We start from the raw sequence: 23,653 nt of genomic DNA on the forward strand, positions 1-23,653 counted from the left end.
GCCGTCGCCGCGTCCCATGTGGCGCGGCTCAGGCGCTATGGTCGCGGATGCCGTAGAAGATCAGCGCGCCGATGGCCCATGCGATCGTCGAGCAGACCAGGACGAGCAGGATCATCTGCAGACGCGCCGGATAGAGCGAATCCTCAGGAAGATACGGCTCGACGAAGGTCGCCAGATAGCGCGACTGGCGCTCCGCCGTGATGCGGGCCGCGTCGACCGCCTGGCTCGCCTGCTGGTAGGCCTTCTGCGCGAAGTCCCGCTCCATCGCGAGGTTCTCGAACTCCGCCATGGAGGCGGAGATCAGCGGGCTCTTTCCGCCGCCGGTCTGAGGCTGCACCGAACCGATCTTGGCGCGTTCGGCTGCGACTCGAGACTTCAGCGCGTCGACGTTCTTCTGCATGAAGCGGATCGTCGGCGCGTCCTTGTTGAGGAAGGACAAGCTGGCTGAAAGCTCCGCCTCTTGCTTTGCGAGCTGACCCTCAAGATCGGCGACGATCTTGCTTTGCCCTTCGGCGAGGCTCTGCGCGTCAGGCGCGCCTTGACGGTCGCGGTAGTCCTGAATGGCCTTCTGCGCGAACTTCAGCCGCAGCTCCGCACGGGACTGCTCCTGCTTGGCGAGCATCAGGGCGTCATCACGCGCGCGCGCCGATAGCTTGTTGACGAGGTTCTCGCTCTCCCGGACCGTCTCGCGCGCCACTTTGAGCGCGTCGTCCGGCGTGAAGGCGCGCACCGTGAAGGTGATGATCCCCGTAACCGGCTCGTAGTAGACCCAGGAGACCGAGTTCCAGTACCGGGTGAGGTGCTCGACCGTGTCGTCGAAATCATAGGGCCGGTACTTGGCCACGAAGTCGGCGTTCTCGTGCGTGTAGATCGAGCGCAGATCGAGCGCCCGCTGCATGTTCGCGACGATCTGGCCGCTCTCGATGTACTGCGCGACGATGAAGCTGTCCGACGCCATGCCGGCCATATTCGTGCCGAGACCGGTCATCGCGGCGATGGCGTCCCCGCTGCCGCCTCCGACTTCCGCCGGTCCGCGCACCGCGAAGCGCGCTTCGGCTACATATTGGGGGGCGGCGATCAGCCCATAATAGAGCGTGGCCAGCGCCGTCGGCAGCGCGATGCACAGCCACGCCGAAATCTTGACGACATTGCGCTTGCGACGAACCCCGATCGGTCGCGCGGCAGGAACGGTGACCTGACCTGGCTCCGGAGCCGGCGCGCCGCGCTTCGGAACGCCCCGCCGCGGCAGCGGGACAACCGTGTTCGACGCAGGGGGCGCCGGAACCGAATGGTCGAGCTCTGCCGTCTTGCTGTCCTCTTTGGGCTGCGATCGTACAGCGCGTTTGGCGGCCCGGGCGGCCTTGGCCCGCGCGCGCGGGCTGAGCGTGTCGTCCTCTGCGGGTTCCGGACGCCGCGCCGGCTCGCGGGCGGACAAGGAGGGCGCGCCAAGCAGCCGGCGCGCCGCAGGATGCGCCGTCAACGCGCCTGGAGCCGCGTTCGACAGGGTCTTCAGGATCGAACGGGCTCTGGCGCCAAGTTGAACCTCGACCCCTGTCTTGGCCATGGTCTCGCTCATTTACGCTTGCTCGTCTCGCCGGTGGTCAACTTTCCGTACGCCTCAGACGCAGCTTCCAACGTATCATAGAATGTTAGAGCTCCTTGGTCGAGGACCAATCCTGCATCGCAATATCCTGCGACAGTCTCAGGTTTCGTGGTCGCCCAGATGACGCCTGCCCTGCTGAATCGGTCCGCGATCACGCCGTCGATCTGCGCAACCCGGCCCTTCGCGACCCGCGGGAGGCGCTGGTTGATAAAATACCAGTCGAATTGCAGGGCGAGCGTCAGTCCCAGCGCAAGTTGGCGCCGTTCGGACAGCGGATACCTTTTTAGCGGCCTTCCCTTCCGAAGCTTCACACCGCTGAGTTCGGTCGCGATCGCGGCCACGTCGCCCCCATCAACGCCGTAGATATAGCTCAGGAAGTTGGCGTTCTGACGAAGGGTTCCGGCGACGTCGATGAACTTGCTGCTTCCGAACGGCCAGCAGGGCAGGCCAACCCGTCGCACAGAGCCGCTGTCGGGATGCTCAACGCCGGCGAGCACGTGCAGCACGGTTCGAATATCAGCGGCGTCCGTCCCGAGCAGCGCGACGCGGCGTCCGGCCGGCACGGCCAGATTGGCGCCAGCCAGCATCCAGCGTTGCTTCCCCTTCGATTTTGCGCCCTTCCAGACCTCGCGCAATTCAAGCATTGGCGCAGCCGGTCAAACGCGACAAAGCTTGCTTCGGAGGGCTCTTTCGCCCGCCGACCCCATCAGGATGGGGCCTATCATGGCCGTGAGGAGATCGCCTAGATCGGCAGACGCGCCTTCCTTGAACCATTCCAAACAAGGCGGCCCCGGGCTCCACAGGACGAACTCGCACATGCGCGGCGGAACGCGTCTTATCATCATTGAGAAGCCCATGATGATGAACAGAGGCACTCTAAGGTCTGAAAATGCCTCAAGCTTGGCGCCATCGTTATGACGAGCCCAGCCTGAGCGAGCGCCGAAGCGGGGGTGTAGAGCCGCGAACCCTTCGATCCAGGCCATGGACCGGGCTTGCGCTCAGGCTGACGATCTTCCCCCGATCATGACGGAAGCCGCGGCAAGGTTGAAGCCTCGGCGTGCGATCTCTCGCCGCGGCGGCGTCAGGCGCTCAGACGTTGCCCGCCTGCATCGAGGGCGCCCGCCACGGCGTCTCGGATCTGGCTTAGCGAAAACGGCTTGGTGACGACGTCATGGATCAGGGCGTCGAGCCCGGAGGCCCGTTCGCGCTGGTCAGCATAACCGGTCATCAGCAGGATCGTCACGGCCGGAAAATCACGCGCCGCCGCAAGCGCCAGCGCAATGCCGTCCATCATCGGCATTCTGATGTCCGTCAGCAGGAGGTCGAACGCGCCGTTCTCTTCGTTGAGCTTTTCAAGCGCATCCGCTCCGTCGAACGCAGGCGTGACGTGATGCCCGTCCATCTCGAGCGCGCGCTTGACGAAGCCACGAACTGCTTCTTCGTCGTCTGTCAGAAGGATGCGAGCCACGAGCGGCCTCCCTCAGTTCGATGCGGCTTCGATGTCGGCTGAGAGCACGCCGACGAAAGGCAGTTGTCGGTATGCGTGCGCGGCGTCCATGCCATAGCCGACGACGAACAGGTCTGGACAGGTGAAACCGACAAAGTCGGCCTCGACCGGCGCCACGCGCTTTCCGGGCTTTTGCAGCAGGACGCAGGTTAGAGCGCGCCGGGCGCCGCGGGCCGCCATCAGGTCCTTGGCGAACGCCAGGGTGCGGCCGGATTCGAGGATGTCGTCGATCAGAAGGACGTCGCGTCCCGCGACGTCGCTCTCGACGTCGTGCACGACGCGCACCGCGCCTCCCGACACTCTTTGGTCGCCGTAGCTCGACAGCGTGATGAACTCCATCTCGGGTTTCAGCCCGACCGCATGAAGCGCGCGGATCAGATCGGCGGCGAACACAAAGCTGCCCTTGAGCACCGCCAGCACCAGCAGGCGCTCGGGCCTGGCGGCTGCGATCGCCGCCGCCAGTTCCGCGTTGCGCTTCCCGATCTCCTCGACCGAGAACAGGACTTTGACGTCCTCGGCGTGCGAGGCGGGGGTGGGATCAGCGGACGGCATGGGTGGCGAGATCCTGCCTTCCAAGAAACCGCACCGCAACCGTCCGTCCCTCCGCGGGCGGCGAGGCCAGCCGGGCGCGGAAGGTCGTCGCTTCGCCCTGCGCCAGCTTCGCCCGGGCGGCCATGGTGGTCCAGGCGTAGAGCTCGCGGCCGTCCGCGGCGATCACCGCGACCCTGAGCCGCGGCACGTCGACGGGCGTCTCTGAGAGGCTTGTGATCGATCCCTTCACCAGCAGAAGCGGCGCGCCTTCCTCCGTCTGCTCGGACGAGCTGACGCCGTGGATCGTCAGCCCTCGCACGTTCACCTCGATGCCGATCGCCGTATAGAGCGACGCCAGCGAAGGCGCCGCCCGCACGACCGGCACGGGAAACAGCGCGAGCGCCGCCAGGACGAAGAGTCCGGCGACCGTGAGCAAGGCGGGCGCGGCGGCGCGGGAGCGCCGGCCGGGCCTGTACCGAAAGGGCTTAGGCCGGCTCCCGCGTGGCGGCTTCCGGCTGCTGCGGCGTCTGCGTCCCAGCCGCCATCGCGACCGCCGCTCCGGCTCGGTCCGGCGCGGAATGGGGATAGCCTCAATGAGTTCAGGCGTCTCCACGACCTCGACCGCCGCCGCATCCTCGAGGCCGAGGATTGGCGGAAGTGGCTCGGCCTGCTCGGCGGCCGCAAACGATGGTCCAGGTCCAGACGCCGCGGTTGCTGCGGCGAGATGAAGCGCGGGGGGCTGCTCTGCAAGCCACGCTGTTCGGCACCGGGCGCAGCGGAGCTTGCGGCCGGTTTCCAGCGCCCCGTCCGCTAGCCGGTAGCTTGACTGGCAGGAAGGACATGTGACGAGCATGGGGTCCAATCGCAGAGCGGGCGCGCCACGACGCGCCGGGCCAGGGCGAGCGGGTTCTCCGGGACGACCTCGCCACTTTATCGTTAATGGCCCGTTAAAACGTGCGGCGGCACAACGGGTCGCGATCTCCGAGACCCGTTGGAAGGGATCCGCTGATGTTGCGTTTCGAGAATGTCGGCCTGCGCTATGGCCTCGGGCCGGAGGTCTTGCGCGACCTGTCGTTCGCGATCGAGCCCAACTCCTTCCAGTTCCTGACCGGTCCCTCCGGGGCGGGGAAGACCTCGCTGCTCCGGCTGATGTTCCTCGCCATGAAGCCCACCCGCGGGCTCGTGAGGATCTTCGGGCGCGACATCGTCACCCTGCCTTCGCGGGAGCTGCCCTCGCTGCGGCGGCGCATCGGAGTGGTGTTCCAGGACTTCCGGTTGCTCGACCACATGACGACCTATGAAAACGTCGCGCTGCCGCTTCGGGTCGCGGGCAGGGACGAATCCAGCTATCGGGCCGAGGTGGTGGAGCTGCTTGGCTGGGTCGGTCTGGGGGAACGGCTCGACGCGCTGCCGCTGGTGCTTTCTGGCGGCGAGAAGCAGCGCGCCGCCATCGCGCGGGCGCTCGTCGCGCAGCCGGAACTGCTGCTCGCCGACGAGCCGACCGGCAATGTCGATCCTCAGCTTGCGCGGCGTATCCTCCGGCTGTTCGTGGAGCTTCACAAATCCGGCACCTCCGTGGTGATCGCGACCCATGACATCGCCCTGATGGACCTTTATGACGCCCGCCGTCTGGTGCTCCACGAGGGTCGGCTGCACGTTTACGAATGAGCCCGAAGATTGGCGCGGCGCCAGCCGAACGGCGCGATAGGGACACGCCCGCGGCGCACGCGGGTGAAAGTCGCTCGCGCCCGTCCGGGCGAACGCCTGCGAAAGGGCAACCGTCCGCCAACCGGCGACAGGGTCCGATCGTGCCGGCCTCTTCGGTCTCCGGCAGCACCCTGGTCATCGTGATCGCGATCATGACCTATCTGGCGGCCCTGACCGTCGGGGCCGTGGACCTAGTTCGGACAGCGGCGAACGACTGGTCGCAGGACGTGGTGCGCGAGACGACGATCCAGATTCGACCCGCGGAGGGCCGAGACCTGGACGCCGCGGCGGCGCGGGCCTCGGAGCTCGCTCGGGCCGCAGCCGGCGTCGCCGACGTCAGGACCTATTCAAAGGCAGAGACGGCGCGCCTGCTCGAGCCTTGGCTCGGCTCCGGCCTGTCCTTCGACGACCTGCCGATCCCCCGCCTCGTGGTGCTGCGGCTTTCGCCTGACGCGCAGTTCGACGCGGTGGGCCTGAAGGCGGCCCTCGACCGGGAGGTGCCGGGCGCGAGCCTCGACGACCACCGACGCTTTCTCGATCGCTTGGTCTCGATGGCGCACACGATCGTCTGGCTGGGGATGGGCGTTCTGGTGCTGATGCTCACCGCGACCGTCTTGTCCGTGGTGTTCGCCACCCGCGGCGCAATGGCCGGCAACCGCGACATCGTGCAGGTCCTGCACTTCGTGGGGGCGCGCGACGGCTATATCGCGGGCCAGTTCCAGCGGCGCTTCCTGAGGCTCGGCCTCAAAGGAGGGATCGCGGGCGGAATGGCTGCGATCGCGACCTTCCTGATCGCGGAGTTCATGGTGGAACAAGGCGTCGGCACGGCGGCGGTCGACCAGATGGACGCCCTGTTCGGGCGGTTTCAGGTCGGGGCTTCTGCTTATGCGGGCGTCGTCGCGATCGTGCTGCTGATCGCGGCCCTGACGGCGATCACGTCACGCGCGACGGTTTACCGTACGTTGCGAGCCATGGGATGAGCATGGCGGCGTCGCCGGACGGAGCGCCGCGCCGGCGCGGCGCGAGAGCGTCTTGCCCACTGTTCCGCCGGGGAGCAGTGTTCGAAGGCTAAGCAATGTGCCGGTCATATGGCGACTGAGGTCGATCTCAATTCTACCGGGACGCGCCAGGCACGACGGCCGACGGGCTCCTGGAGCGCGTTCCGCCCACTCGTGTTTGGGGCGCTCGCCGGCGCGGTTCTGACGGTCGCCGGCTTCCTGGCGTTTCTGCAGATGGTGCCGCAGGGGGAACAGGCGCCGCCGCAGCAGGCGGATGGAATCGTGGCGCTCACCGGCGGCGCTGAGCGTCTCTCGGACGCACTCCGCCTGCTCGCCTCGGGCCGGGGCAGAAGGCTTCTGATCTCAGGCGTTCATCCCGAGACGACCGAGCGCGAGCTGGCGCGCGCGCAGCCCGACTATGCGGCGTTCGCGCGCTGTTGCGTCGACCTCGGGCGGCGTGCGCTGAACACCGCCGGAAACGCCGTCGAGGCCAGGCGCTGGGCGGAGGGCCATGGCTTCCACTCGCTCATCGTCGTGACTTCGGGCTATCACATGCCCCGGACGCTGATGGAGCTTTCACGCGAGATGCCGGACGTCGAGCTGGTCCCGTACGCGGTCGTCACCGAACGGCTCCGCGAGGAGCCGTGGTGGCGCGACTGGCCCACCGCACGGCTGCTCGCGGGCGAGTACGTCAAATACGTCGCGGCGCTGGTGCGGGTGCGCCTGGCTCCTCGGCTGGCGCACGCCGAGACGACGGCGGAAAGGCGGGCCTCTTCGCCCGATTGCTGCTCCTGAACGCCCACGCGCCGTTGGCGACCGATGAGGCCGCGTCGGCCACGCCGCCCCGCGTCGGCCCGGTCGTGTTGTGGCGTTCGATCCTGTTCGACGTCGTGATGGCCATCCATGTCTGCCTCACCGCTTTGCTGGCGGGCCCCGTCGTCGTCTTCATGCCGCGCCGGCGCGCGCTGGCTGTCGGGAAGTGGTGGGCGCGCACCACGCTGGCTTTGCTTCGCGCCATTGTCGGCTTGGAGGTCGAGGTGCGAGGGCGGGAAAACATCCCGCAGGGCGCGGCCATCGTGGCTGCGAAACACCAATCGGCGCTCGAGACGTTCGCACTGACCCCGGAACTGCCGGACCCTGCCTTCGTGCTGAAGCGCGAATTGACCGTCATCCCGTTCTTCGGCTGGTTCCTGCGCGGGCTCGACATGATCGCCATCAACCGCGCGGCTGGCGGTGAGGCCCTGGTGCAGATGCTGGAGCAGGCCAGCGAGGCCGCCCGCGCCGGCCGCCAGATCGTGATCTTCCCGGAAGGCACCCGGCTGCCGGTCGGGGCGCCGGCGCGCTACAGGCTCGGGGTCGTTCACCTCTATGATCGGCTCAAGCTGCCTTGCGTGCCGGTCGCGGTCGACACAGGCGTGTTCTGGCCGCGCGACGGCTTCAGGAAACGGCGCGGGCGCACTGTGGTGCAGTTCCTGAAGCCGATCCCCGCGGACCTTCCGCGCGACGTCTTCGAGAAGACGCTCCGAGAGCGGATCGAGGTTGCGAGCGCAGCTCTTGTGCGCGAGGCGCAAGGCTCGCCTTCTGACGCGCCGGCCGCGGCCTCTGCGCAGGGCTTGACACAACGGTAACCCGGAACCCTTATCGGCCGTGATCCGTAAGAGCCAAGCGATTCGCGATGAGCGAGACCCGCGACGACCCTTCCACGTTCCTGGACGACGTGTCCGCCGCCGCCTCTCCGGTCGCGTCCCCGGAAGATGACGGTCTGGCGCTGGCGGCGAAGGAGCTCGATTTCGACGACCGGTACAGGGTGTGGCGCGGCCGGTCCGGCCGACGCTACCTTGTGACCGTGATGCCCCTCGGCGAGGCCGTCGCGGTCGAAAGCGGCGTCTTGCTGCTGGTCGCCGTAGACGGTTCCGGCGAGCGAAGGATTGTCTGGGCTGGCGAGACCGGCGGGTCCTTGCCGGGGCTTGCGCTTGCGGCGGGCGCGCGGCTCGAGGCGCATGTGCATCTGCTGGCAGGCAACGCCGCGCGCCGGGCCGAGGCCCTCGTCGATCTTTTCAACGGCGCCGAGGGCTACTCCTCAGTGCTCACCGTGAGCGAAGCGGCGAGCCAGGCGAGGGTCGGGTCCACGACCCCGAGGCGTTCGAGCTCCCGGGCCGTATTCACCACATAATCCGGGTTGGGCCCCGCCAGCCCTTCGGCGCCGACGACGCGCCGCAGGGTCTCCTCCGGCGACAGCCGCCCGACATATTGCGGGTGGTCACGGTCGACCACATAGGCGACGGCCGAGACCTGGCGGCCGTCGATCAGCGTCGTCGGCAGCATCTTTTCGACATAGACATGCGTCACGAGCTCGCGTTCGCGGAGATAGGCGAGCGTGCTGGCCGCGCGCGCGGCCTCGACGCGGAACACCACGCCTCGGCAGGAGCCTCCCACGTCCAGACCAAGGACCAAGCCCGGCCGCTCGGGAGTGCCGCGATGACGATGCGATTCGATGCAGAGCGCGCGATGGTAGCCATCGACGTCGGCGGCGCTTTGCTCCACGGCCTCAAAGCCGGGGCGCCACATCAGCGACCCGTAGGCGAAAATCCAAAGGTCGACGTCTGTCCGAATCATCGCGAAAGCTTCGCCAGGCGCGACGCGCAGTCTTCGGGTATCAGCGCCTTCGCGTCGCGGCAAGTTGAGGCGCTGCGGCGCAAAAGATAGGTGTGGACGTCCATGAGCCAATCGCATCCCGCGGTCGACCAGATCCCGCCGCAGCCTCGGCGGTCCCGCTGGCCGATCTTCCTGCCCTTCACGCTATTGCTCATCGCAGCGGCGGCGTGGTCGGGGTTTTGGTTCTATGCGGCCCATCGGGCCGACGAGGCTATTGCCGACGCCCTGACGCGTGAGGCGGCGCACGGCCGCGTGTACGCCTGCGCAGATCGGCGCATCGTCGGCTTCCCGTTCCGCGTGGAGTTGATCTGCGATCGCCTGACGGCGACCGTGCCGGCGGACGGCGGCCCCGTCGTGGCGACGGCGCCCCGGTTCATGGCCGTCGCTCAGGTTTACGACCCGAAGCGGCTGATCGGCGAGTTGAGCGGCCCGGTCGAGATCACCGACGCGAGCGGCGGCCGCTCCGAGATGAGCTTCGCCCTTGCGCAGGCGAGCATGCTGATCGGCGGCAACCGGTTTGAGCGGACCTCCGTCGCGCTGACGGAGCCGCGGCTGACTGCCGGCGATTCCGAACTTGGTTCGGCCAAGGCGCTTCAGGTTCACGTCCGCCGCGCGCCCGGGCAGCAGGAGGGCTCCTATGATCTCGCCGCCAAAGTGGACGAGGGAACCGCTCCGCTGCTCGACGCTGTCGCGATCGGCTCGGGCCCGGTCTCGCTTGAGATCCAGGCGGAAGCGCGGGGGCTCGATGATCTGAGGCCGCGGCCGACTTCGGAGCGCCTGAAGGATTTCGCCGCCGCCGGCGGCAGGCTGCACGTGGCGCTCGCCCGCATCGTCAGAGGGGACGTCGCCGCCGAAGCGCGCGGGGATCTCGGCCTTGACACGGAAGGCCGCGTCAACGGCGGCGGCGACGTCGTCGCTCGCGGGATCGACGGCCTCCTGAAGGACCTCGTCGGAGGCGGCAAGAAGACCGCGCTGGCGTCGCTGCTCGGGATCGGCGCGCAGATGCTTGGCGCGCCGGCCGAGCTCAACGGCGAGCCGGCCACCAGCTATCGCGTCAGGATCGAGCGCGGCAAGGTCGAGATCGGGCCGATAAAGGTCTACAAGCTGCCGCCGGTCTTCTGATCGACGCGCAGGAGGGCGCGTTCAGCCGGCGTCAGGCAGGCCCCGCACTTTTGCTGCGGCGTCGATGAAGCCCTTCGTGGTCGCGAACAGTTCCGGCACGTCGAGCAGGAAGGCGTCGTGGCCCTTGTCGGTCTCGATCTCGACAAAGCTGACATTCGCGGCCGCGGCGTTCAGCGCATGCACAATCTGCCGGGAACCCTCCGTCGGGAAAAGCCAGTCGGAGGTGAACGACACCACGCAGAAACGCGTCTTGGTGCCCAGGAAGGCATTGGCGAGCGAGCCGCCATGGTCCGCCGCGAGGTCGAAATAGTCCATCGCGCGGGTCACGTAGAGATAGCTGTTGGCGTCGAAACGTTCGACGAAGCTCGCTCCCTGATGGCGCAGATAGCTCTCGATCTGGAAATCGGCGTCGAACCCGAAGGTGCGCCTGTCCCGGTCCTGCAGATTGCGGCCGAATTTCCGCTGCAGGGCAGGTTCCGACAGATAGGTGATGTGCGCGGCCATGCGGGCGACGGCCAGCCCCTTGCGGGGCACCGTGCCTTCCAGCAGGTACCGGCCGCCGCGCCAGTCGGGGTCGGCGGTGATCGCCTGCCGGCCGACCTCATCGAAAGCGATGTTTTGGGCCGAATGCTTCGCCGCGCTCGCAATCGGCAGCGCGGCGAAGACGCGGTCCGGATGACGGGCCGCCCATTGCAGCACCTGCATGCCGCCCATCGAGCCGCCCACGACGCAGAACAGGTCCGGGATGCCGAGATGGTCGATCAGCATCGCCTGCGCATCGACCATGTCGCGGATCGTGACGACCGGCAGATCGAGCCCGTAGGGCTCGCCGGTCTCCGGGTTGGTGGAGGCCGGCCCGGTCGTGCCCATGCAGCCGCCGACGACGTTCGACGAGATGATGAAGAAGCGGTTGGTGTCGATCGGCAGGCCCGGGCCGATCATCGTCGACCACCAGCCCGGCTTGCCGGTCACCGGGTGAATGTTGGCGGCGTGCTGATCGGCGGTCAGCGCATGGCACACCAGAACCGCGTTGCTGCGATCCGCGTTCAGCTGGCCGTAGGTCTGGTAGGCGATCCGCAAGGGCGCTAGCGTCGAGCCGGACTCGAGCCTGAGCGGCTTGGCGATAGTCGCGACGAGAGAGCGCGGCGAGTCCGCCTCGCGGCGCGCCGACGCATTCACCGACAGTTCGATCGTCGCCTGGTTCATCGCCTCAAGCAGGCCTGTGGCCCCTCACCGCAATCGAACCCGAAGGGTGAAGCGCTCCGGGACCGCGCTGTCAACTTCGTCGCGCTGGGTCAGGGCGCGTTCAGGACCGCGGCGCACGCTGCGGGCATCTTGGCGACCGTGAAGGGCGGCGGCGGCTTGGAAGGCTTTGGCGCGGGCCTGGGATGCAGGACGGCGTCGGTGAACCAGTAATCCAGCTCGCGTCCGCAGCCCTCGCCCGGGACCACGTCGCGCTGCGGACGGCAGGAGCTTTCGCCGGCCGGGCAGCCCAGCCTGACGTGCATGTGGTAGTCGTGCCCCCGGTTCGGCCGAACCTTCTGGAGCCAGGAGCGGTCGCCGCGCGCCTGGCGGCAGATCGCCTTCTTGATCGCAGGATTGACCAGCACCCGCTCGACCTCAGGATCGGTCGCCGCGTCCTTGATCACCTGCAGCGTGTCGGGGGTCCAGTAGCGGTTCACGTCCCGCCTGTCGTCTGAAACCACCGTGGTCGACATGATGGTCTCGCGCTGCGCCATGCTGATGACCTGCGACGGCATCTGGCGGAGCCAGACGTCGACGTCGAGCCCGATCTGGTGCGAGGCGTGGCCGCCCAGCATCGGCCCGCCGCGCGGCTGCGACATGTCTCCGATCAGCAGGCCCGCCCAGGAGGTGTTCGACGCAACCCGGCGCGAGAGGCGCTCGACGAAGCTCACAAGCTTCCTGCGCCCGTAATAGCGGTTTCGGCCCGGTCGCATGACCTGCCAGGTCGGGCCGGTAAGCGGCAGCGCGACGCTGCCGGCGAGGCAGCCGTTGGAGTAAAAACCGATCGAGCGCTCCGGACCGTCGCTCGGGCGCACCACGCGTCCGAACAACTCCTTGGCGGGCGTGAGCGCCGTGACGGAGGCGAGTGGGGGAAGCTGGAAGTCAGGCGGCCGCACGTCCTGCGCGCGTGCGGCCGTCGCGATCGCCGCGAACACGCCGGCGACCGCAACCGCAGTCAAAGCCTTCATCAGCGCCGCGCCTCGATGGCGTCCCAGGCGGCGACCGCGACGTCCGGGCCGCCGAGCCGCTTGATCGCCCTGACGCCGGTCGGCGAAGTGACGTTGATCTCGGTGAGCCAGCCGTCGATCACGTCGATGCCCACAAAGATCAGTCCTCTGCGCGAAAGCTCCGGCCCGATCGTCTCGCAGATTTCCTGTTCGCGGGCGGTGATCTCGGTCGTCTCCGCCGCGCCGCCCCGCACCATGTTGGAGCGCAGGTCGCCCTCGGCCGGCACGCGGTTGACCGCGCCGGCGAACTTGCCGTCCACAAGCAGGATGCGCTTGTCGCCCTTGCGGACGCCGGGCACGAATTTCTGCACCATCCAGGGCTCTCGGAAGCTCGTGGTGAAGAAGTCGAACAGCGATCCATAGTTGAGATCGTCGGGCGTCAGCCGGAACACCGCGGCCCCGCCCATGCCGTAGAGCGGCTTCACGACGATGTCGCGATGCTCGTCGCGGAAGGCCGCGATTTCCGCCTTGTCGCGGGTCACGAGCGTCGGCGGCATCAGATGCGGAAAGTCGAGCACGAAGATTTTTTCCGGCGCATTCCGGACGCTGGCCGGATCGTTCACCACCAGGGTCTTGGGATGGACGCGCTCCAGCATGTGGGTCGTCGTCACATAGGCCATGTCGAAAGGCGGATCCTGCCGCAGCAGGATCACGTCCGTCTCATCCGCGAGCGAGATCCGCATCTCCTCGCCGGCCGAGAAATGATTGCCCGGCGCGTCCCGCACCTTGACGGGACGGCCGGTCGCAAAGACGTTGCGGCCGATCTGCGAAAGACGGTCCGGGATGTAGACGAAAAGCTCGTGGCCGCGCGCCTGCGCCTCCAGCATCAGGGCGAAGGTCGAGTCGCCCGCGATATTGATCCGCTCGATCGGATCCATCTGCACGGCGACGCGAAGCGACATGACTGATCCCGCGACTGCTACAGGCCGAAGGCGTTCGGCATGTGCTTCGGAAATCGGCGCGGAGCGATCAGCACCACGTCGAAGGTGACGAGATATCCCGCATAAGCGGGCCGTCGCGCAAGGAAGCTCTCTGCGGCGCGGCGGATGCGCGCCTGCTGGCGACGGGTTACGGCCTCGCTTGCCGCCTCGAAATCGGCGCGCGCCTTCACCTCCACGAAGGCCAGGGTGCGACCGCGGGCCGCGACCACGTCCACCTCGCCCGGGCCTTCGGAGAAGCGTCTCGCGACGATCGTCCAGCCCTTCAGGCGCAGCAGCCACACAGCGATCGTCTCGCCCTGCAGGCCGCGGTGGAACGCTCGAAGCCGGGCGCCGGGCTGAGCCATTTACGCTCCCGCTTTGATCTCGAGCGCGCGCGCATAAACCTCCCGGCGCGGCAGCCCGGAGGCGGAGGCGACTTCGGCGACGGCTTCCTTCACGGTCGTTCTGGCGAGCGCCTGCCTGAGGAGTTCGTCCAGGTCCGCCTCGGAGGCTTCCGCCGCCTCGGCCGGCGCGATGACCAGCACGATCTCGCCCTTTGGATCAGGTTCGGCGGCGAGCGCCGCCGCAAGCTCGGGCAGCGTTCCGCGCCGGACCTCCTCAAACCGCTTGGTGAGCTCCCGCGCCAGAGCAGCGTCGCGCGGGCCGAGGACGTCGGCGAGATCCGCCATCGCGCCGGCGACCCGAGGGCCGCTCTCGAACAGCACCAGCGTGCCCGGAACGCGCGCGAGTTCGGCCGCGCGGGCGCGACGCGCATGCGCCTTCGGCGGCAGGAATCCCTCGAAGAAGAAGCGGTCCGTCGGCAGTCCGGACAGCACCAGAGCCGTCAATACGGCGGAGGCTCCAGGCGCCGCGGTGACGAAGCCGCCGGCGCCGATGAGGTCCCGCACCAGCTTGAAGCCCGGATCCGAAACCAGCGGGGTGCCGGCGTCGCTGACAAGCGCAATCCGCTGCCCCTGCTCGAGCCGCGCGAGAACCTTCGGCCGCACCTCGGCGGCGTTGTGCTCGTGATAGGCGGCGAGCGGCGCGGAGATGCCGTAGTGGCTCGTCAGCTTGCGGGTGACGCGGGTGTCCTCGCACAGGATGAGATCCGCGGCGGCGAGCGTCTCGAGGGCCCGCAGGGTCACGTCTCCGAGATTGCCGATCGGGGTCGCCACCACATGCAGACCGGGCTGCAGCGCTCTTGCGCTCAGGCGCTGGCCGGCGATCAGGTAACTTCGCGCCTCGTCGCCGGCGGGCGGGGTATCTGGATGGCTATCCTGCCGCTCGGGCCTTGGCATCGCGGAACTCGTCAGGTACGGAAGTCGAAGTCTATCGGGGGCGCGCGTCTGCGGAAAGCCGCGCCTCCTGGCGGATCATCGGGGCGAGCGGCGCGGGCGCAGCGGGGGCGGCCGCCCGAATGGCGGTGATGATGATGACCTTCCACATGCGCGGCCTCAGGCGCGCCGCCCTCGTCGTCGCGGCGGCGCTCGCGCTGACCGCCTGCGCCTCCGAGGGCGGGCCGGACGAGGCGACGCTCGATCCGACGCAGGGCGTTCCGACGCCCCAGGTCGAGAGCAAGCCGCTCGGCGAGGTGGTCGGCCAAGGGTCGGTGAAGGTCGCGCTCGTGCTGCCCGCCTCCGCCTCCGGCAATGCGGGGCTTGCGGCGCAGTCGATGCGGAACGCCGCGGAACTTGCGCTCTCCGAGTTCAACACGCCCGATATCCAGCTTGTCGTGAAGGACGACGGCGGCAGCGCGCAGGGCGCGCAGGCGGCGGTTCAGGCCGCGACCGACGACGGCGCCAAACTGGTCATCGGCCCGCTGTTCGCGCATTCGGTCGTCGCCGCAGCGCGCGTGGCCAAGCCTCGCGGCGTGCCGATCCTCGCCTTCTCGACCGACTCGAACGTCGCGGCGCCGGGCGTGTATCTGCTGAGCTTCATGCCGGAATCGGACGTGCAGCGGATCGTCAACTACGCTGTGTCCAAGGGTAAGCGCTCCTTCGCGGCGCTGCTGCCCGAGACCGGCTACGGTTCAGTGGTCGAGGCCGCGTTCCAGCAGGCGGTGGCCAAGGCGGACGGTCGAGTGGTCGGGCTGGAGCATTATCCGACGGAGCGGTCCAAGATGACCGAGCCGGTCGCCCGGCTCGCCGAGTCGCTCCCGCAGGCGGACGCGCTGTTCATCCCCGACACGGCCGACGACGTGCAAACGATCGTGGGGATGCTCGCCACCAACGGCGTCAACCTCAAGCGGCTGCAGCTTCTGGGCACGGGCCTCTGGGATGATCCGGCGCTCGCGCGGGACGCGAGCCTCGCCGGCGCCTGGTACGCCGCTCCTGACGACGCGGGCTTCCGCTCTTTCGCGCAGCGCTACAAGGCGAAGTATGGGTCGGAGCCGGTGCGGACCGCCTCGCTCGCCTATGACGCAACGTCCCTCGTCGCTGCGCTGGTGAAGACGCAAGGGCCAGGCGCCCTGACGAGTGAGACTTTCGCGAACCCCTCCGGTTTCAAAGGTGTCGACGGCACCTTCCGGTTCCGGGCCGACGGCGGCAATGAGCGTGCGCTGGCGGTCTACCAGATCGGTCCAGGCGGCCCCCGCGTGATCAGCCCGGCGCCCTCGAGCTTCGGCGGACAGACCGCGCAGGCCTCGCCGGCGACGCCCGCCAACTGACGCCGGTCAGCGTCACCAGATCCGGGTGACGCTGAAGCCCGCGCGCCGGATCAACTCGACCATCCCGTAATCGCCCGGCAGGTGCAGCGCGCCGACCGCGATGAAGGCGTCGCCTGCGATCAGGATCGGCAGCGCTCGCTGCAGCATCGTCAGGTTGCGGCGGGTGATGAAGGCCGAGATGAACTCGGCATAGCCGTCGATGTCGAACACGCCCGCCCACGCGGGCCCGCGCATCGCGAGCAGGTAGCCGATCCGGCGCGTCGAGTAGAGGCCGGTGATCGTGCTCTCCATATCCTCCGGCTTCAGACGCTTGGCGGCGGTGTCGCGCAGCATGCGCAGCGCCACGTCATCCGGGATGGATGCGAGGGCGTCGACCTGCTCCACCGGGCTCTCGAGCCCCAGCAGGGTTGCTCCCTGTTCGACGGCGAGCCGTTCGATCCTCGCGTCGGCGGTTTCGGTGTCGGTCGCAGTTCCGGCGCTCGCCGCGCAGTTCGAGCGCGACAGGGTCAGAGCGAGGTACCAGGGCTGCAACTGATCGGCCACTGCAGGCGGAATGCCTGCGACCGAGATGCGCCGCTCCACCTCCTCGCGCGTGTCGTCCTCAAGTCCCGAAAGGGCGCCGCCCTGGGGCCTGAACGACCGGTTGGCCACCAGCCGGCGAAGTTCGGCGGCCACCCGCCGGGTGCTCGCGCCGGGCAGCTCCGTCGCCACGACGGTGGAGCGGCCAAGCGCGCGCAGGACCAGATCGTCGAAGCTTCTGGCGGCCGGCTCGCTCGAGTGCATCGTGCCGAACAGGTACGACACCTTTCCGGCGCGGCTTTCGATCCGCCAGAGCAGCCCTTGGCCATTGGCGATCCCGCGGGCGCTGTGTTCGAATTTTTCGAACCCAGCCGGATCGCTGAGCTTGAGCGCCTGGACCAGATCGATGCCGCCGCACGGGTCCACGCGCCCGGAGGCGGCTTGGCCGGCCGGGCCGCCCGCCGCGTTCTGGTCGTCAGCGCTGGCAGGCTGGGTGGCGACAAGCAAAAGAACGAGCGCCGCAAGCGAGCCGAACGATCTCGCCGCCGTACCAGGCTTCGCATCCGCCGAACGCGCCATCGGAACAAAGATGCGCCCGATCGCGCCGACGGCCAATCACATCTTACTGATTCGTATCGTCGCGGCCTGGCCGGTCTGGCGGCGCTTCCGCCTGCTCGCCCTTTGCGGCCGGAGGTCCGGCAAGGTCCTTGATGGACGCGATGGTGGAGTCAGCGTTCATCTCGTAGATGATCGGGGCCCCGGTGAAGAGCTCCCGCTCCAGCAGAGCGTCGGGCGAGAGCCGTTCCAGCGTCATGATCAGCGCTCGCAGCGAATTGCCGTGGGCGGTGACCAGCGTGGTTTCGCCGCGCAGCACATGCGGCAGGATCTCGCGGACGAAATAGGGAAGGGTGCGGGCCACAGTATCCCGCAGGCTTTCGCCGCCCGGCGGCGGCACGTCGTAGGAACGACGCCACAGCAGCACGCGGCCGTCGCCCCAGGTCTTGCGCGCGTCGTCCTTGTTGAGGCCGGTCAGCTCGCCATAGTCGCGCTCGTTGAGCGCCTCATCCTCGATCGTCTTCAGGCCGCGCTGGCCGAGTTCCTCCAGGATCAACTGGTTGGTGCGCTTCGCGCGCTGCAGCTTGGAGGTGAAGGCGATATCGAATTTCAGCCCTTCGGCCTTGAGGCGGCGCCCCGCCTCTCTCGCCTCCTCAAGACCGCGCTCGGTGAGCTCGGGGTCCTTCCAGCCAGTGAAGAGGTTCTTGAGATTCCACTCGCTCTGGCCGTGTCGGACGAGGACGAGGCGACGTTCCATACGCATGAGCTCCAGAAGCGGCGCCGCGGGCGGCGGCAGCGATCCCTTATCGCAGGCGCCGCCGGATTGCACCGAGGGTTTTGCTCAGGCGGAAGGGATCCCGAGCACGTCGGCCATCGAATAGTGCCCGGGCTTGCGCCGGAAACCCCACTGCGCCGCCTTCACGGCGCCGCGGGCGAAAATCATGCGGTCTTCCGCCCGATGGGTGAGCTCGAGCCGTTCGCCGGCCCCGGCGAAGATCACCGTGTGATCGCCCACCACGGTTCCGCCGCGGAGCGTCGCGAAGCCGATCGCCCCGGCGGGTCTCGGCCCCGTATGCCCGTCGCGGGAGCGGACGGCGTTCTCGCCAAGCTCGACCTCACGACCTGCCGCCGCCGCATCGCCGAGGAGAAGCGCGGTGCCGGACGGCGCGTCGACTTTCGCGCGGTGGTGCATCTCGAGCACCTCGATGTCCCAGTCGGGACCCAATGCGCGCGCCGCCTGCCGCACCAGCGCCGCCAGAAGATTGACGCCGAGGCTCATATTCCCGGAGCGGACGATCACGGCATGCCGGGCGGCGGCGTCCAGGCGCTGCAGGTGCGTCTCGTCGAGGCCGGTGGTGCCGATCACATGGACGATGCGGCCCTGGGCGGCGAGGGCCGACAGGGCGACGGTCGCGTCGGGCGTCGTGAAATCGAGCGCGCCGTCCGCCGCGGCCACCAGCGGCAGCGGATCGTCCACCACCGCTACCCCAAGCGGGCCGACGCCGGCGAGTTCCCCGGCGTCGCGACCGATCGCGTCAGATCCGGCCCGTTCGAACGCCCCGGCGAGCGTCACGCCCTCGGCTTCCGCGATGGCGCGGACCAGCGCGCGTCCCATGCGGCCGGCCGCTCCGGCTACGATCAGGCGCATGGCTGTCATGGCGAAACCTCCCGCGGTGGCGCGTTGCGCCCGCCTATATCAGCGGCGTTCCCCCTCAGGAAGCGCTCGGCGCGGCTTGATGCAGCGCAAGGCGCCGGCGCCGCGTTAGCAGCCATTTTCTTGCGGCCTTCTGTCGCTTTCAGGGGTTCAGGCCGCGACATTTGGCTCTAGAATGATTATCAAGTGCGCGGGAAGAGACGCCAATGGCTTATGACGACGTTTTCCGCCGCGCGGTCGAGCAGCTCCACGCCGAGAAGCGCTACCGGGTGTTCGCCGATCTCGAGCGCCGGGTGGGGGATTTCCCGCGCGCGACCTGGCATGCGCCGGACGGCGCGCGCGACGTCGTCGTCTGGTGCTCCAACGATTATCTCGGCATGGGTCAGCACCCGAAGGTGCTGGCGGCGCTGACCGACACTGCGACGCGCGTCGGCGCGGGCGCGGGCGGCACCCGCAACATCGCCGGCACGAACCATCCGCTGGTCCTGCTCGAGCACGAGCTCGCGGACCTGCACGGCAAGGAGGCGGGGCTCGTCTTCACCTCCGGCTATGTCTCGAACGAAGCGTCGATTTCGACGATCGCGCGGCTGCTGCCGAACTGCCTCATCCTGTCCGACGCCCTGAACCACGCCTCGATGATCGCCGGCATGCGCGGCTCGGGCTGCGCGCGGAAGGTGTTCCGCCACAACGATCTCGACGATCTGGAGCGGCTTCTCCAGGAGGCCGGTCGCGAGCGTCCCAAGATCATCGCGTTCGAGAGCGTCTACTCGATGGATGGCGACGTGGCGCCGATTGCGGCGATCTGCGAACTCGCCGAGCGCTACAACGCCATGACTTATCTGGACGAGGTGCATGCGGTCGGCATGTACGGTCCACGTGGCGGCGGCATCGCCGAGCGCGACGGCGTGATGCACCGCGTCGACATCATCGAGGGCACGCTCGCCAAGGGTTTTGGCGTGATCGGCGGCTATGTGACGGCCTCGAAGCCGATCATCGACGCCATCCGCTCCTATGCGCCGGGTTTCATCTTCACGACCGCCATGCCGCCAGCGATCGCAGCGGCGGCGCGCGCCTCGGTCGCCCATCTGAAGAGTTCGCAGGTCGAGCGGGATCGGCATCAGCGGCAGTCGATGCAGACCAAGATCGCGCTCGCGGCGCGCGGCCTTCCGGTGATGCCGTCGGAGACGCACATCGTGCCGGTTTTGGTCGGCTGCCCCGAAAAGGCGAAAGCCGCCACCGACATGCTGCTGTCGGAGCACGGCATCTACATCCAGCCGATCAACTACCCGACGGTTCCTCGCGGAACCGAGCGGCTGCGGATTTCGCCATCGCCGGCGCATGATGACGGGCTGATCCGCGAGCTCGCGCGGGCGTTGGACGCCGTGTGGGGCAAGCTCGACCTGCCGCGCCGCTACGAGGCCATCGCGGCCGAGTGAGCTGCGTCGGCCTTCTTGGGCTTCGCTGTCACGCCGCTTGTTGCGATCTGCGCTGACCGGCGGCCCTCCGAAGCTGCGCTGATACCATCGTCTACTTTGAGGAACCCCTGCGGCTAGAGGCAGTTGATGCTACGAGCCGCGGCGGACGTTCCGCTGCTTTCCTGGTCGCGGCCGAAGACAGTCGCGTGCGTGGAGCAAAGTGTCGATGAACCCTCTCGCAGGTACTCCGTTCGCCTTCTGGATCACCGGAATGATGGTCTGGACCGAGCTGCTCGCCAAGGCGACGCAGGCCAGCGATCAGAGCTGAGGCCTAAGCGGCGGCTCGAACCGCCGCCTTTTCGTGGCTGATCCGTCAGCTCGCTTCTTCCCGCTGTCCGGCGATCCAGGTGGCCCGCGCCTCAAGGTTCTCGTCGAGCGCCACAAGGTCCGCGGCGAAGCCGATCGCGATTCGGCCCCGTTCTTTTTCGAGCCCCAAAAATTCCGCCGGGCTGCGGGACGCCATCGCCAGGGCGTCCGCGAGCGGCGTTCGCAAGCGCTGCACGGCGTTGCGGACGGACGTGGCCATGTCGAGATCCGAGCCGGCGAGGGTGCCATCCTCCGTCGTCAGACGTCCGCCAGCGCGCAAGATGCGCCGCCCCTGCAGGACGAACTCCGTCATCTCGGCGCCGACGGTCGACATCGCGTCCGTGACCAGCATGATCCGCTGCGGCCCCTTGGCGGCGATCGCCGCCATCAACGAGGGCGCCGCTACGTGATGCAGATCGGCGATCAACCCGCAGAACGTTCTCCGCTCGCTCAGCGCGGCCCCCACGGGGCCGGGCGCTCGTCCCGCCATTGGCGGCATCGCGTTGAACAGGTGCGTGTAGCCGGAAAGCCCCTCGGCCAGCGCCCCCTCGAGCTGCTCGGGAGTGGCCTCCGTGTGGCCGGCCGCAATACGGACGCCGGCGGCTGAAAGACGTGAAATGGCGCCGGCGTGAACCATTTCTGGCGCGAGCGTCACCAGGATCGCGCCCGCGGCGGCCGAGGTGAGCAGATCGAGATCCGCCTCGTCGGGCGCTCGCATGAACGCCGGATCGTGAACGCCCTTGCGCGCCGGGTTGAGAAAGGGTCCTTCGATGTGGACGCCGAGAACGCCGGGCGTCTTTGCCGCAACCGCGGTTTCGACGCTTCGAAGCGCTGCGACCATCTTCTCCCGCGCGTCGGTGATCAGCGTCGGCAGCAGGCCGGTGGTCCCGTAGCGGCGATGCGCGGCGGCGATGCGGGCCATTGCGGCGGGCGATTGATCGTCGTTCAGCAGCACGCCGCCGCCGCCGTTGACCTGTACGTCGATGAAGCCGGGCGCGAGCAGGCCGGGCACGACCTCGACTGCAGCGTGCGAAGGGATTTCGTTGGCGGCCGCGACGCCTGCGATCCGTGCGCCTTCGATCAGGACAGCGCAGCCTTCCCGGAAGCTGTCGCCGTCGAACAGGCGGTCGGGCAGGAGCGCCGTGAGGCTCACAGCGCGCTGTTCCGTGCGAGCGCGAGAGCGCCTTCGGTGGCGTCCGCAGCGGGCTCGACCAGCAGCGCTTGCGCCGAGACCTCGAGGTGCGGGGCGATCGCGCTCGAAAGGCCGCCCACCAGAGCCACCCGTTCCGCCCCACAGGCCGCAAGGCGCAGGACCAGGGACGTCACGTGGCCCGCGCACTCGTCACGCAGGCGCGCCGCCTCAGGGTCTTGGTTAGCGTGCGCGAAGACGAGCGGCGCGAGCCGGCCGAAGTCCGAGGGAGCGGCGCGGCCGACCCACTCCACTGCGGCGTCCTGATCGCCGCCGAGCGCGGCCAGCGCCTCCTCGGCGAGCGGTCCACGTGGCGCGAGTCCATCCGCCGCGCGCAATGCATGGCGCACCACCTCGCGCCCGAGGGGGGCTCCGCCTCCGTCGTCGCCGACCTCGAAGCCCCAGCCGCCAAACCGGAATTCCGCGCCTCCGATCCGCGCATAGGCGGCGCTGCCGGTGCCGACGATCACGATGCCGCCGTCGCCGCCGCCATGAGCGCCGAGGCAGGCGGTCGCGAAGTCGGTGGCGAGTTCGAGGCGCGCGAACGGGTGAGGCTCGGCGCGCATCTTCTCCATCTCCCGCGTCTGCGACACGCCCGCAAGTCCTGCGCCCGCCACGAGGCGAGAGAGGGAGTCCACAGGCAGCCGGCCCGCCGCCAGCGCGGCCCGGGCGGCGGTCACCATCGCTTCGATGGCGAGCCGGGACCCGCGCCGCGCATTGGCGGGCCCGGCCTCGCCTTCACCGACGAGGCGGCCCTCGGCGTCGCGAATGCGGGCGCGGCACCGCGTCCCGCCCGCGTCAAGGCCGAGAAACAGGAGGTCTGGCGACAACGCGGCCTCGGCCTGCGCGCCGGGAGGCATGGTCGTAAAGCAGCCGTCAGTCACTGTCGTGGCTCGAAGTGTTCCGCAGGCGTAGAGCCGCGATTCGCAGGATCGCCGTACGATAGGACGGATCGGGCGTCCGTCGTGCAGTTCGGAAGCGGTCCATGCGGCGGGCCCGCTCCTCAAAACAGCGTCATCAGTCGGCGCGCTGCGCCTGCCGCCAGCACCAGCATGACGATCACATAGCCGGCGATCCAGAGCTTCCGCTCCAGCGCGGTTTCGCGCGACACCGGATCCGGCGCTCCATGCGGCTCAACATTGCGAGGCGGCATCTGCATTCATCCGTCGAGCTTCGACCGCCGCAACCTATCCGCCGGAAGAGGCAAGGGCGAGCGGCGCCTGCGCCTCACTTTCGCCGCTCTCGCTTGACCTCAGCGCGATGCGGAGCGATGGACCTCCGCCGTTCGTCGAACCGGAAGGAGCCCGCATGTCGTTCACGCTCGCCAAGACCGAACGCCTGGCCGCGATCCTGTCCCGGTGTCCGGTGCTGCCGGTTCTGACCTTTTCGTCGCCGCAGGCCGCCGTGGAGGCCGCCAAGGCGCTCCGTGACGGCGGACTGATGGTGCTGGAGATCACGATGCGCACCCCGCAGGCGCTGGACGCGCTGCGGGCCGTCGTTGACGAAGTCGAAGGCGTCACCGTCGGCGCCGGAACCCTGCTGGAGCCCGAGCAGGTGCAGGCCGCCATCGCGGCGGGCGCGGATTTCCTGGTCAGCCCCGGCACGAGCTCGCGGGTGCTGGCCGCGGGCAGCGAGGCCCCGATCCCGTATCTGCCTGGCGTTTCGACCGTATCGGAGGCGATGCAACTCGCCGAGCGCGGCGCGACCTTCGCGAAGTTCTTCCCGGCGGGTCCCGCGGGCGGCCCCGCTTTCCTCAAGGCGCTGATCGCGCCGCTGCCGGATCTGCACTTCGTGCCGACGGGCGGCGTCGACGCCTCGAACGCCCAAAGCTACCTGTCCCTGAGCAATGTCGCCTGCGTCGGCGGCTCCTGGGTCGCGCCGCAGGAGGCGGTCGAGGCGGGCGACTGGAGCCGGATCACGTCGCTGGCCCGGGAGGCGTCGGCGCTCAAGGCGCGTTGACCTCGGTCGGGCTTGCTGCGGCGGTTTGGCCTCCCT

The 23,653-nt window shown here is 68.6% G+C and carries 25 protein-coding genes and 2 pseudogenes; 9 read left to right on the plus strand and 18 right to left on the minus strand.

The window, feature by feature from the left end:
• Positions 1-28: 28 nt before the first annotated feature.
• The 6 genes and pseudogenes from VM780_RS08835 to VM780_RS17590 form a co-directional block, all read right to left on the minus strand.
• Positions 29-1,576, minus strand: a complete 1,548-nt coding sequence (locus VM780_RS08835; protein ID WP_325446901.1) for a hypothetical protein — start codon at positions 1,574-1,576, stop codon at positions 29-31.
• Positions 1,573-2,247, minus strand: coding sequence for a hypothetical protein (locus tag VM780_RS08840; protein WP_325446902.1), 675 nt, complete (start codon positions 2,245-2,247; stop codon positions 1,573-1,575). Before VM780_RS08840 ends, VM780_RS08835 begins: the two co-directional genes overlap by 4 nt.
• 437 nt (positions 2,248-2,684) lie before the next feature.
• Positions 2,685-3,071 (minus strand): response regulator, encoded by a 387-nt coding sequence (locus VM780_RS08845; RefSeq protein WP_325446903.1) that lies wholly within the window; start codon positions 3,069-3,071, stop codon positions 2,685-2,687.
• A gap of 12 nt (positions 3,072-3,083) precedes the next feature.
• Positions 3,084-3,662 (minus strand): hypoxanthine phosphoribosyltransferase, encoded by a 579-nt coding sequence (hpt, locus tag VM780_RS08850; RefSeq protein WP_325446904.1) that lies wholly within the window; start codon positions 3,660-3,662, stop codon positions 3,084-3,086.
• Complete coding sequence (locus tag VM780_RS08855) at positions 3,649-4,077, minus strand: hypothetical protein (RefSeq protein ID WP_325446905.1); 429 nt, start codon at positions 4,075-4,077, stop codon at positions 3,649-3,651. Before VM780_RS08855 ends, hpt begins: the two co-directional genes overlap by 14 nt.
• 324 nt (positions 4,078-4,401) lie before the next feature.
• Positions 4,402-4,494, minus strand: a pseudogene (locus tag VM780_RS17590) (zinc-ribbon domain-containing protein); the annotation flags it as partial.
• A 155-nt stretch (positions 4,495-4,649) separates the two neighbouring features.
• Here VM780_RS17590 and ftsE point away from each other — a divergent pair.
• The 5 genes from ftsE to VM780_RS08880 all read left to right on the plus strand — a co-directional run bounded on the left by ftsE (position 4,650) and on the right by VM780_RS08880 (position 8,519).
• Entirely contained in the window at positions 4,650-5,309 is a 660-nt protein-coding gene (gene ftsE, locus VM780_RS08860; RefSeq protein WP_325446906.1) for a cell division ATP-binding protein FtsE, read from the plus strand.
• Between the two features lie 140 nt (positions 5,310-5,449).
• Positions 5,450-6,328, plus strand: a complete 879-nt coding sequence (locus VM780_RS08865) for an ABC transporter permease (protein ID WP_325446907.1) — start codon at positions 5,450-5,452, stop codon at positions 6,326-6,328.
• Between the two features lie 108 nt (positions 6,329-6,436).
• Entirely contained in the window at positions 6,437-7,141 is a 705-nt protein-coding gene (locus VM780_RS08870) for a YdcF family protein (RefSeq protein ID WP_325446908.1), read from the plus strand.
• Positions 7,129-7,974, plus strand: a complete 846-nt coding sequence (locus tag VM780_RS08875; RefSeq protein ID WP_325446909.1) for a lysophospholipid acyltransferase family protein — start codon at positions 7,129-7,131, stop codon at positions 7,972-7,974. The genes VM780_RS08870 and VM780_RS08875 overlap by 13 nt, the downstream gene beginning before the upstream one ends.
• 47 nt (positions 7,975-8,021) lie before the next feature.
• The gene (locus tag VM780_RS08880) at positions 8,022-8,519 is read left to right on the plus strand and encodes a hypothetical protein (RefSeq protein WP_325446910.1); all 498 of its coding nucleotides are present in this window, start codon (positions 8,022-8,024) and stop codon (positions 8,517-8,519) included.
• Here VM780_RS08880 and VM780_RS08885 read toward each other — a convergent pair.
• Positions 8,420-8,962, minus strand: coding sequence for a gamma-glutamylcyclotransferase (locus VM780_RS08885; protein ID WP_325446911.1), 543 nt, complete (start codon positions 8,960-8,962; stop codon positions 8,420-8,422). The two genes, VM780_RS08880 and VM780_RS08885, sit on opposite strands and share 100 nt — an antisense overlap.
• 102 nt (positions 8,963-9,064) lie before the next feature.
• On the opposite strand from VM780_RS08885, the gene VM780_RS08890 reads away from it, so the two are divergent.
• Positions 9,065-10,123 (plus strand): DUF2125 domain-containing protein, encoded by a 1,059-nt coding sequence (locus VM780_RS08890; protein WP_325446912.1) that lies wholly within the window; start codon positions 9,065-9,067, stop codon positions 10,121-10,123.
• A 21-nt stretch (positions 10,124-10,144) separates the two neighbouring features.
• On the opposite strand, the gene metX is transcribed toward VM780_RS08890, so the two are convergent.
• From metX to rsmI, 5 genes are all read right to left on the minus strand, one after another.
• The gene (metX, locus tag VM780_RS08895) at positions 10,145-11,329 is read right to left on the minus strand and encodes a homoserine O-acetyltransferase MetX (RefSeq protein ID WP_325446913.1); all 1,185 of its coding nucleotides are present in this window, start codon (positions 11,327-11,329) and stop codon (positions 10,145-10,147) included.
• Between the two features lie 89 nt (positions 11,330-11,418).
• Positions 11,419-12,336, minus strand: a complete 918-nt coding sequence (mepA, locus tag VM780_RS08900; protein ID WP_325446914.1) for a penicillin-insensitive murein endopeptidase — start codon at positions 12,334-12,336, stop codon at positions 11,419-11,421.
• Positions 12,336-13,277, minus strand: a complete 942-nt coding sequence (gene gshB, locus VM780_RS08905; RefSeq protein ID WP_325446915.1) for a glutathione synthase — start codon at positions 13,275-13,277, stop codon at positions 12,336-12,338. Before gshB ends, mepA begins: the two co-directional genes overlap by 1 nt.
• A gap of 17 nt (positions 13,278-13,294) precedes the next feature.
• Positions 13,295-13,660, minus strand: coding sequence for a YraN family protein (locus VM780_RS08910; protein WP_325446916.1), 366 nt, complete (start codon positions 13,658-13,660; stop codon positions 13,295-13,297).
• Positions 13,661-14,593: a 16S rRNA (cytidine(1402)-2'-O)-methyltransferase gene (rsmI, locus tag VM780_RS08915; protein ID WP_325446917.1), complete on the minus strand. Its 933-nt coding sequence runs from the start codon at positions 14,591-14,593 to the stop codon at positions 13,661-13,663.
• Between the two features lie 119 nt (positions 14,594-14,712).
• Here rsmI and VM780_RS08920 point away from each other — a divergent pair, with 119 nt between their 5' ends.
• A complete protein-coding gene (locus VM780_RS08920; protein WP_325446918.1) occupies positions 14,713-15,960 on the plus strand; it encodes a penicillin-binding protein activator in 1,248 nt (415 codons plus the stop codon).
• 12 nt (positions 15,961-15,972) lie between these two features.
• Here the strand turns inward: VM780_RS08920 and VM780_RS08925 are convergent, their stop codons facing one another.
• From VM780_RS08925 to dapB, 3 genes and pseudogenes are all read right to left on the minus strand, one after another.
• Positions 15,973-16,986 carry a TraB/GumN family protein gene (locus tag VM780_RS08925; protein WP_325446919.1) on the minus strand — a complete coding sequence of 338 codons (1,014 nt, stop codon included), beginning with the start codon at positions 16,984-16,986 and terminating at the stop codon, positions 15,973-15,975.
• Positions 16,987-17,173: 187 nt separating this feature from the next.
• A pseudogene (locus tag VM780_RS08930) lies at positions 17,174-17,791 on the minus strand (2,3-bisphosphoglycerate-dependent phosphoglycerate mutase); the annotation flags it as partial.
• A gap of 84 nt (positions 17,792-17,875) precedes the next feature.
• On the minus strand, positions 17,876-18,682 hold the full coding sequence (gene dapB / locus VM780_RS08935) for a 4-hydroxy-tetrahydrodipicolinate reductase (RefSeq protein WP_325447009.1): 807 nt from the start codon (positions 18,680-18,682) through the stop codon (positions 17,876-17,878).
• Positions 18,683-18,894: 212 nt separating this feature from the next.
• Here dapB and hemA point away from each other — a divergent pair, with 212 nt between their 5' ends.
• Positions 18,895-20,124, plus strand: coding sequence for a 5-aminolevulinate synthase (hemA, locus tag VM780_RS08940; RefSeq protein WP_325446920.1), 1,230 nt, complete (start codon positions 18,895-18,897; stop codon positions 20,122-20,124).
• Positions 20,125-20,476: 352 nt separating this feature from the next.
• Here hemA and nagA read toward each other — a convergent pair whose 3' ends face one another.
• The 3 genes from nagA to VM780_RS08955 all read right to left on the minus strand — a co-directional run bounded on the left by nagA (position 20,477) and on the right by VM780_RS08955 (position 22,811).
• Positions 20,477-21,622, minus strand: a complete 1,146-nt coding sequence (gene nagA / locus VM780_RS08945; RefSeq protein ID WP_325446921.1) for an N-acetylglucosamine-6-phosphate deacetylase — start codon at positions 21,620-21,622, stop codon at positions 20,477-20,479.
• Positions 21,619-22,488, minus strand: coding sequence for a BadF/BadG/BcrA/BcrD ATPase family protein (locus VM780_RS08950; protein ID WP_325446922.1), 870 nt, complete (start codon positions 22,486-22,488; stop codon positions 21,619-21,621). The genes nagA and VM780_RS08950 overlap by 4 nt, the downstream gene beginning before the upstream one ends.
• A gap of 173 nt (positions 22,489-22,661) precedes the next feature.
• Positions 22,662-22,811 carry a hypothetical protein gene (locus VM780_RS08955; RefSeq protein ID WP_325446923.1) on the minus strand — a complete coding sequence of 50 codons (150 nt, stop codon included), beginning with the start codon at positions 22,809-22,811 and terminating at the stop codon, positions 22,662-22,664.
• Positions 22,812-22,966: 155 nt separating this feature from the next.
• Between VM780_RS08955 and VM780_RS08960 the strand changes: the two genes are divergently transcribed.
• A complete protein-coding gene (locus tag VM780_RS08960) occupies positions 22,967-23,617 on the plus strand; it encodes a bifunctional 4-hydroxy-2-oxoglutarate aldolase/2-dehydro-3-deoxy-phosphogluconate aldolase (RefSeq protein WP_325446924.1) in 651 nt (216 codons plus the stop codon).
• Positions 23,618-23,653: the final 36 nt, after the last annotated feature.

This window comes from Hansschlegelia sp., from assembly GCF_035538955.1.
Lineage (GTDB): Bacteria > Pseudomonadota > Alphaproteobacteria > Rhizobiales > Methylopilaceae > Methylopila.

Coding starts and splice junctions, on each gene's coding strand:
- VM780_RS08835 (WP_325446901.1), bottom strand. CDS start 1,576: ATGAGCGAGACCATGGCCAAGACAGGGGTCGAGGTTCAACTTGGCGCC.
- VM780_RS08840 (WP_325446902.1), bottom strand. CDS start 2,247: ATGCTTGAATTGCGCGAGGTCTGGAAGGGCGCAAAATCGAAGGGGAAG.
- hpt (WP_325446904.1), bottom strand. CDS start 3,662: ATGCCGTCCGCTGATCCCACCCCCGCCTCGCACGCCGAGGACGTCAAA.
- ftsE (WP_325446906.1), top strand. CDS start 4,650: ATGTTGCGTTTCGAGAATGTCGGCCTGCGCTATGGCCTCGGGCCGGAG.
- VM780_RS08870 (WP_325446908.1), top strand. CDS start 6,437: ATGGCGACTGAGGTCGATCTCAATTCTACCGGGACGCGCCAGGCACGA.
- VM780_RS08880 (WP_325446910.1), top strand. CDS start 8,022: ATGAGCGAGACCCGCGACGACCCTTCCACGTTCCTGGACGACGTGTCC.
- VM780_RS08885 (WP_325446911.1), bottom strand. CDS start 8,962: ATGATTCGGACAGACGTCGACCTTTGGATTTTCGCCTACGGGTCGCTG.
- VM780_RS08890 (WP_325446912.1), top strand. CDS start 9,065: ATGAGCCAATCGCATCCCGCGGTCGACCAGATCCCGCCGCAGCCTCGG.
- metX (WP_325446913.1), bottom strand. CDS start 11,329: ATGAACCAGGCGACGATCGAACTGTCGGTGAATGCGTCGGCGCGCCGC.
- mepA (WP_325446914.1), bottom strand. CDS start 12,336: ATGAAGGCTTTGACTGCGGTTGCGGTCGCCGGCGTGTTCGCGGCGATC.
- gshB (WP_325446915.1), bottom strand. CDS start 13,277: ATGTCGCTTCGCGTCGCCGTGCAGATGGATCCGATCGAGCGGATCAAT.
- VM780_RS08910 (WP_325446916.1), bottom strand. CDS start 13,660: ATGGCTCAGCCCGGCGCCCGGCTTCGAGCGTTCCACCGCGGCCTGCAG.
- rsmI (WP_325446917.1), bottom strand. CDS start 14,593: ATGCCAAGGCCCGAGCGGCAGGATAGCCATCCAGATACCCCGCCCGCC.
- VM780_RS08920 (WP_325446918.1), top strand. CDS start 14,713: ATGGCGGTGATGATGATGACCTTCCACATGCGCGGCCTCAGGCGCGCC.
- dapB (WP_325447009.1), bottom strand. CDS start 18,682: ATGCGCCTGATCGTAGCCGGAGCGGCCGGCCGCATGGGACGCGCGCTG.
- hemA (WP_325446920.1), top strand. CDS start 18,895: ATGGCTTATGACGACGTTTTCCGCCGCGCGGTCGAGCAGCTCCACGCC.
- VM780_RS08955 (WP_325446923.1), bottom strand. CDS start 22,811: ATGCCGCCTCGCAATGTTGAGCCGCATGGAGCGCCGGATCCGGTGTCG.
- VM780_RS08960 (WP_325446924.1), top strand. CDS start 22,967: ATGTCGTTCACGCTCGCCAAGACCGAACGCCTGGCCGCGATCCTGTCC.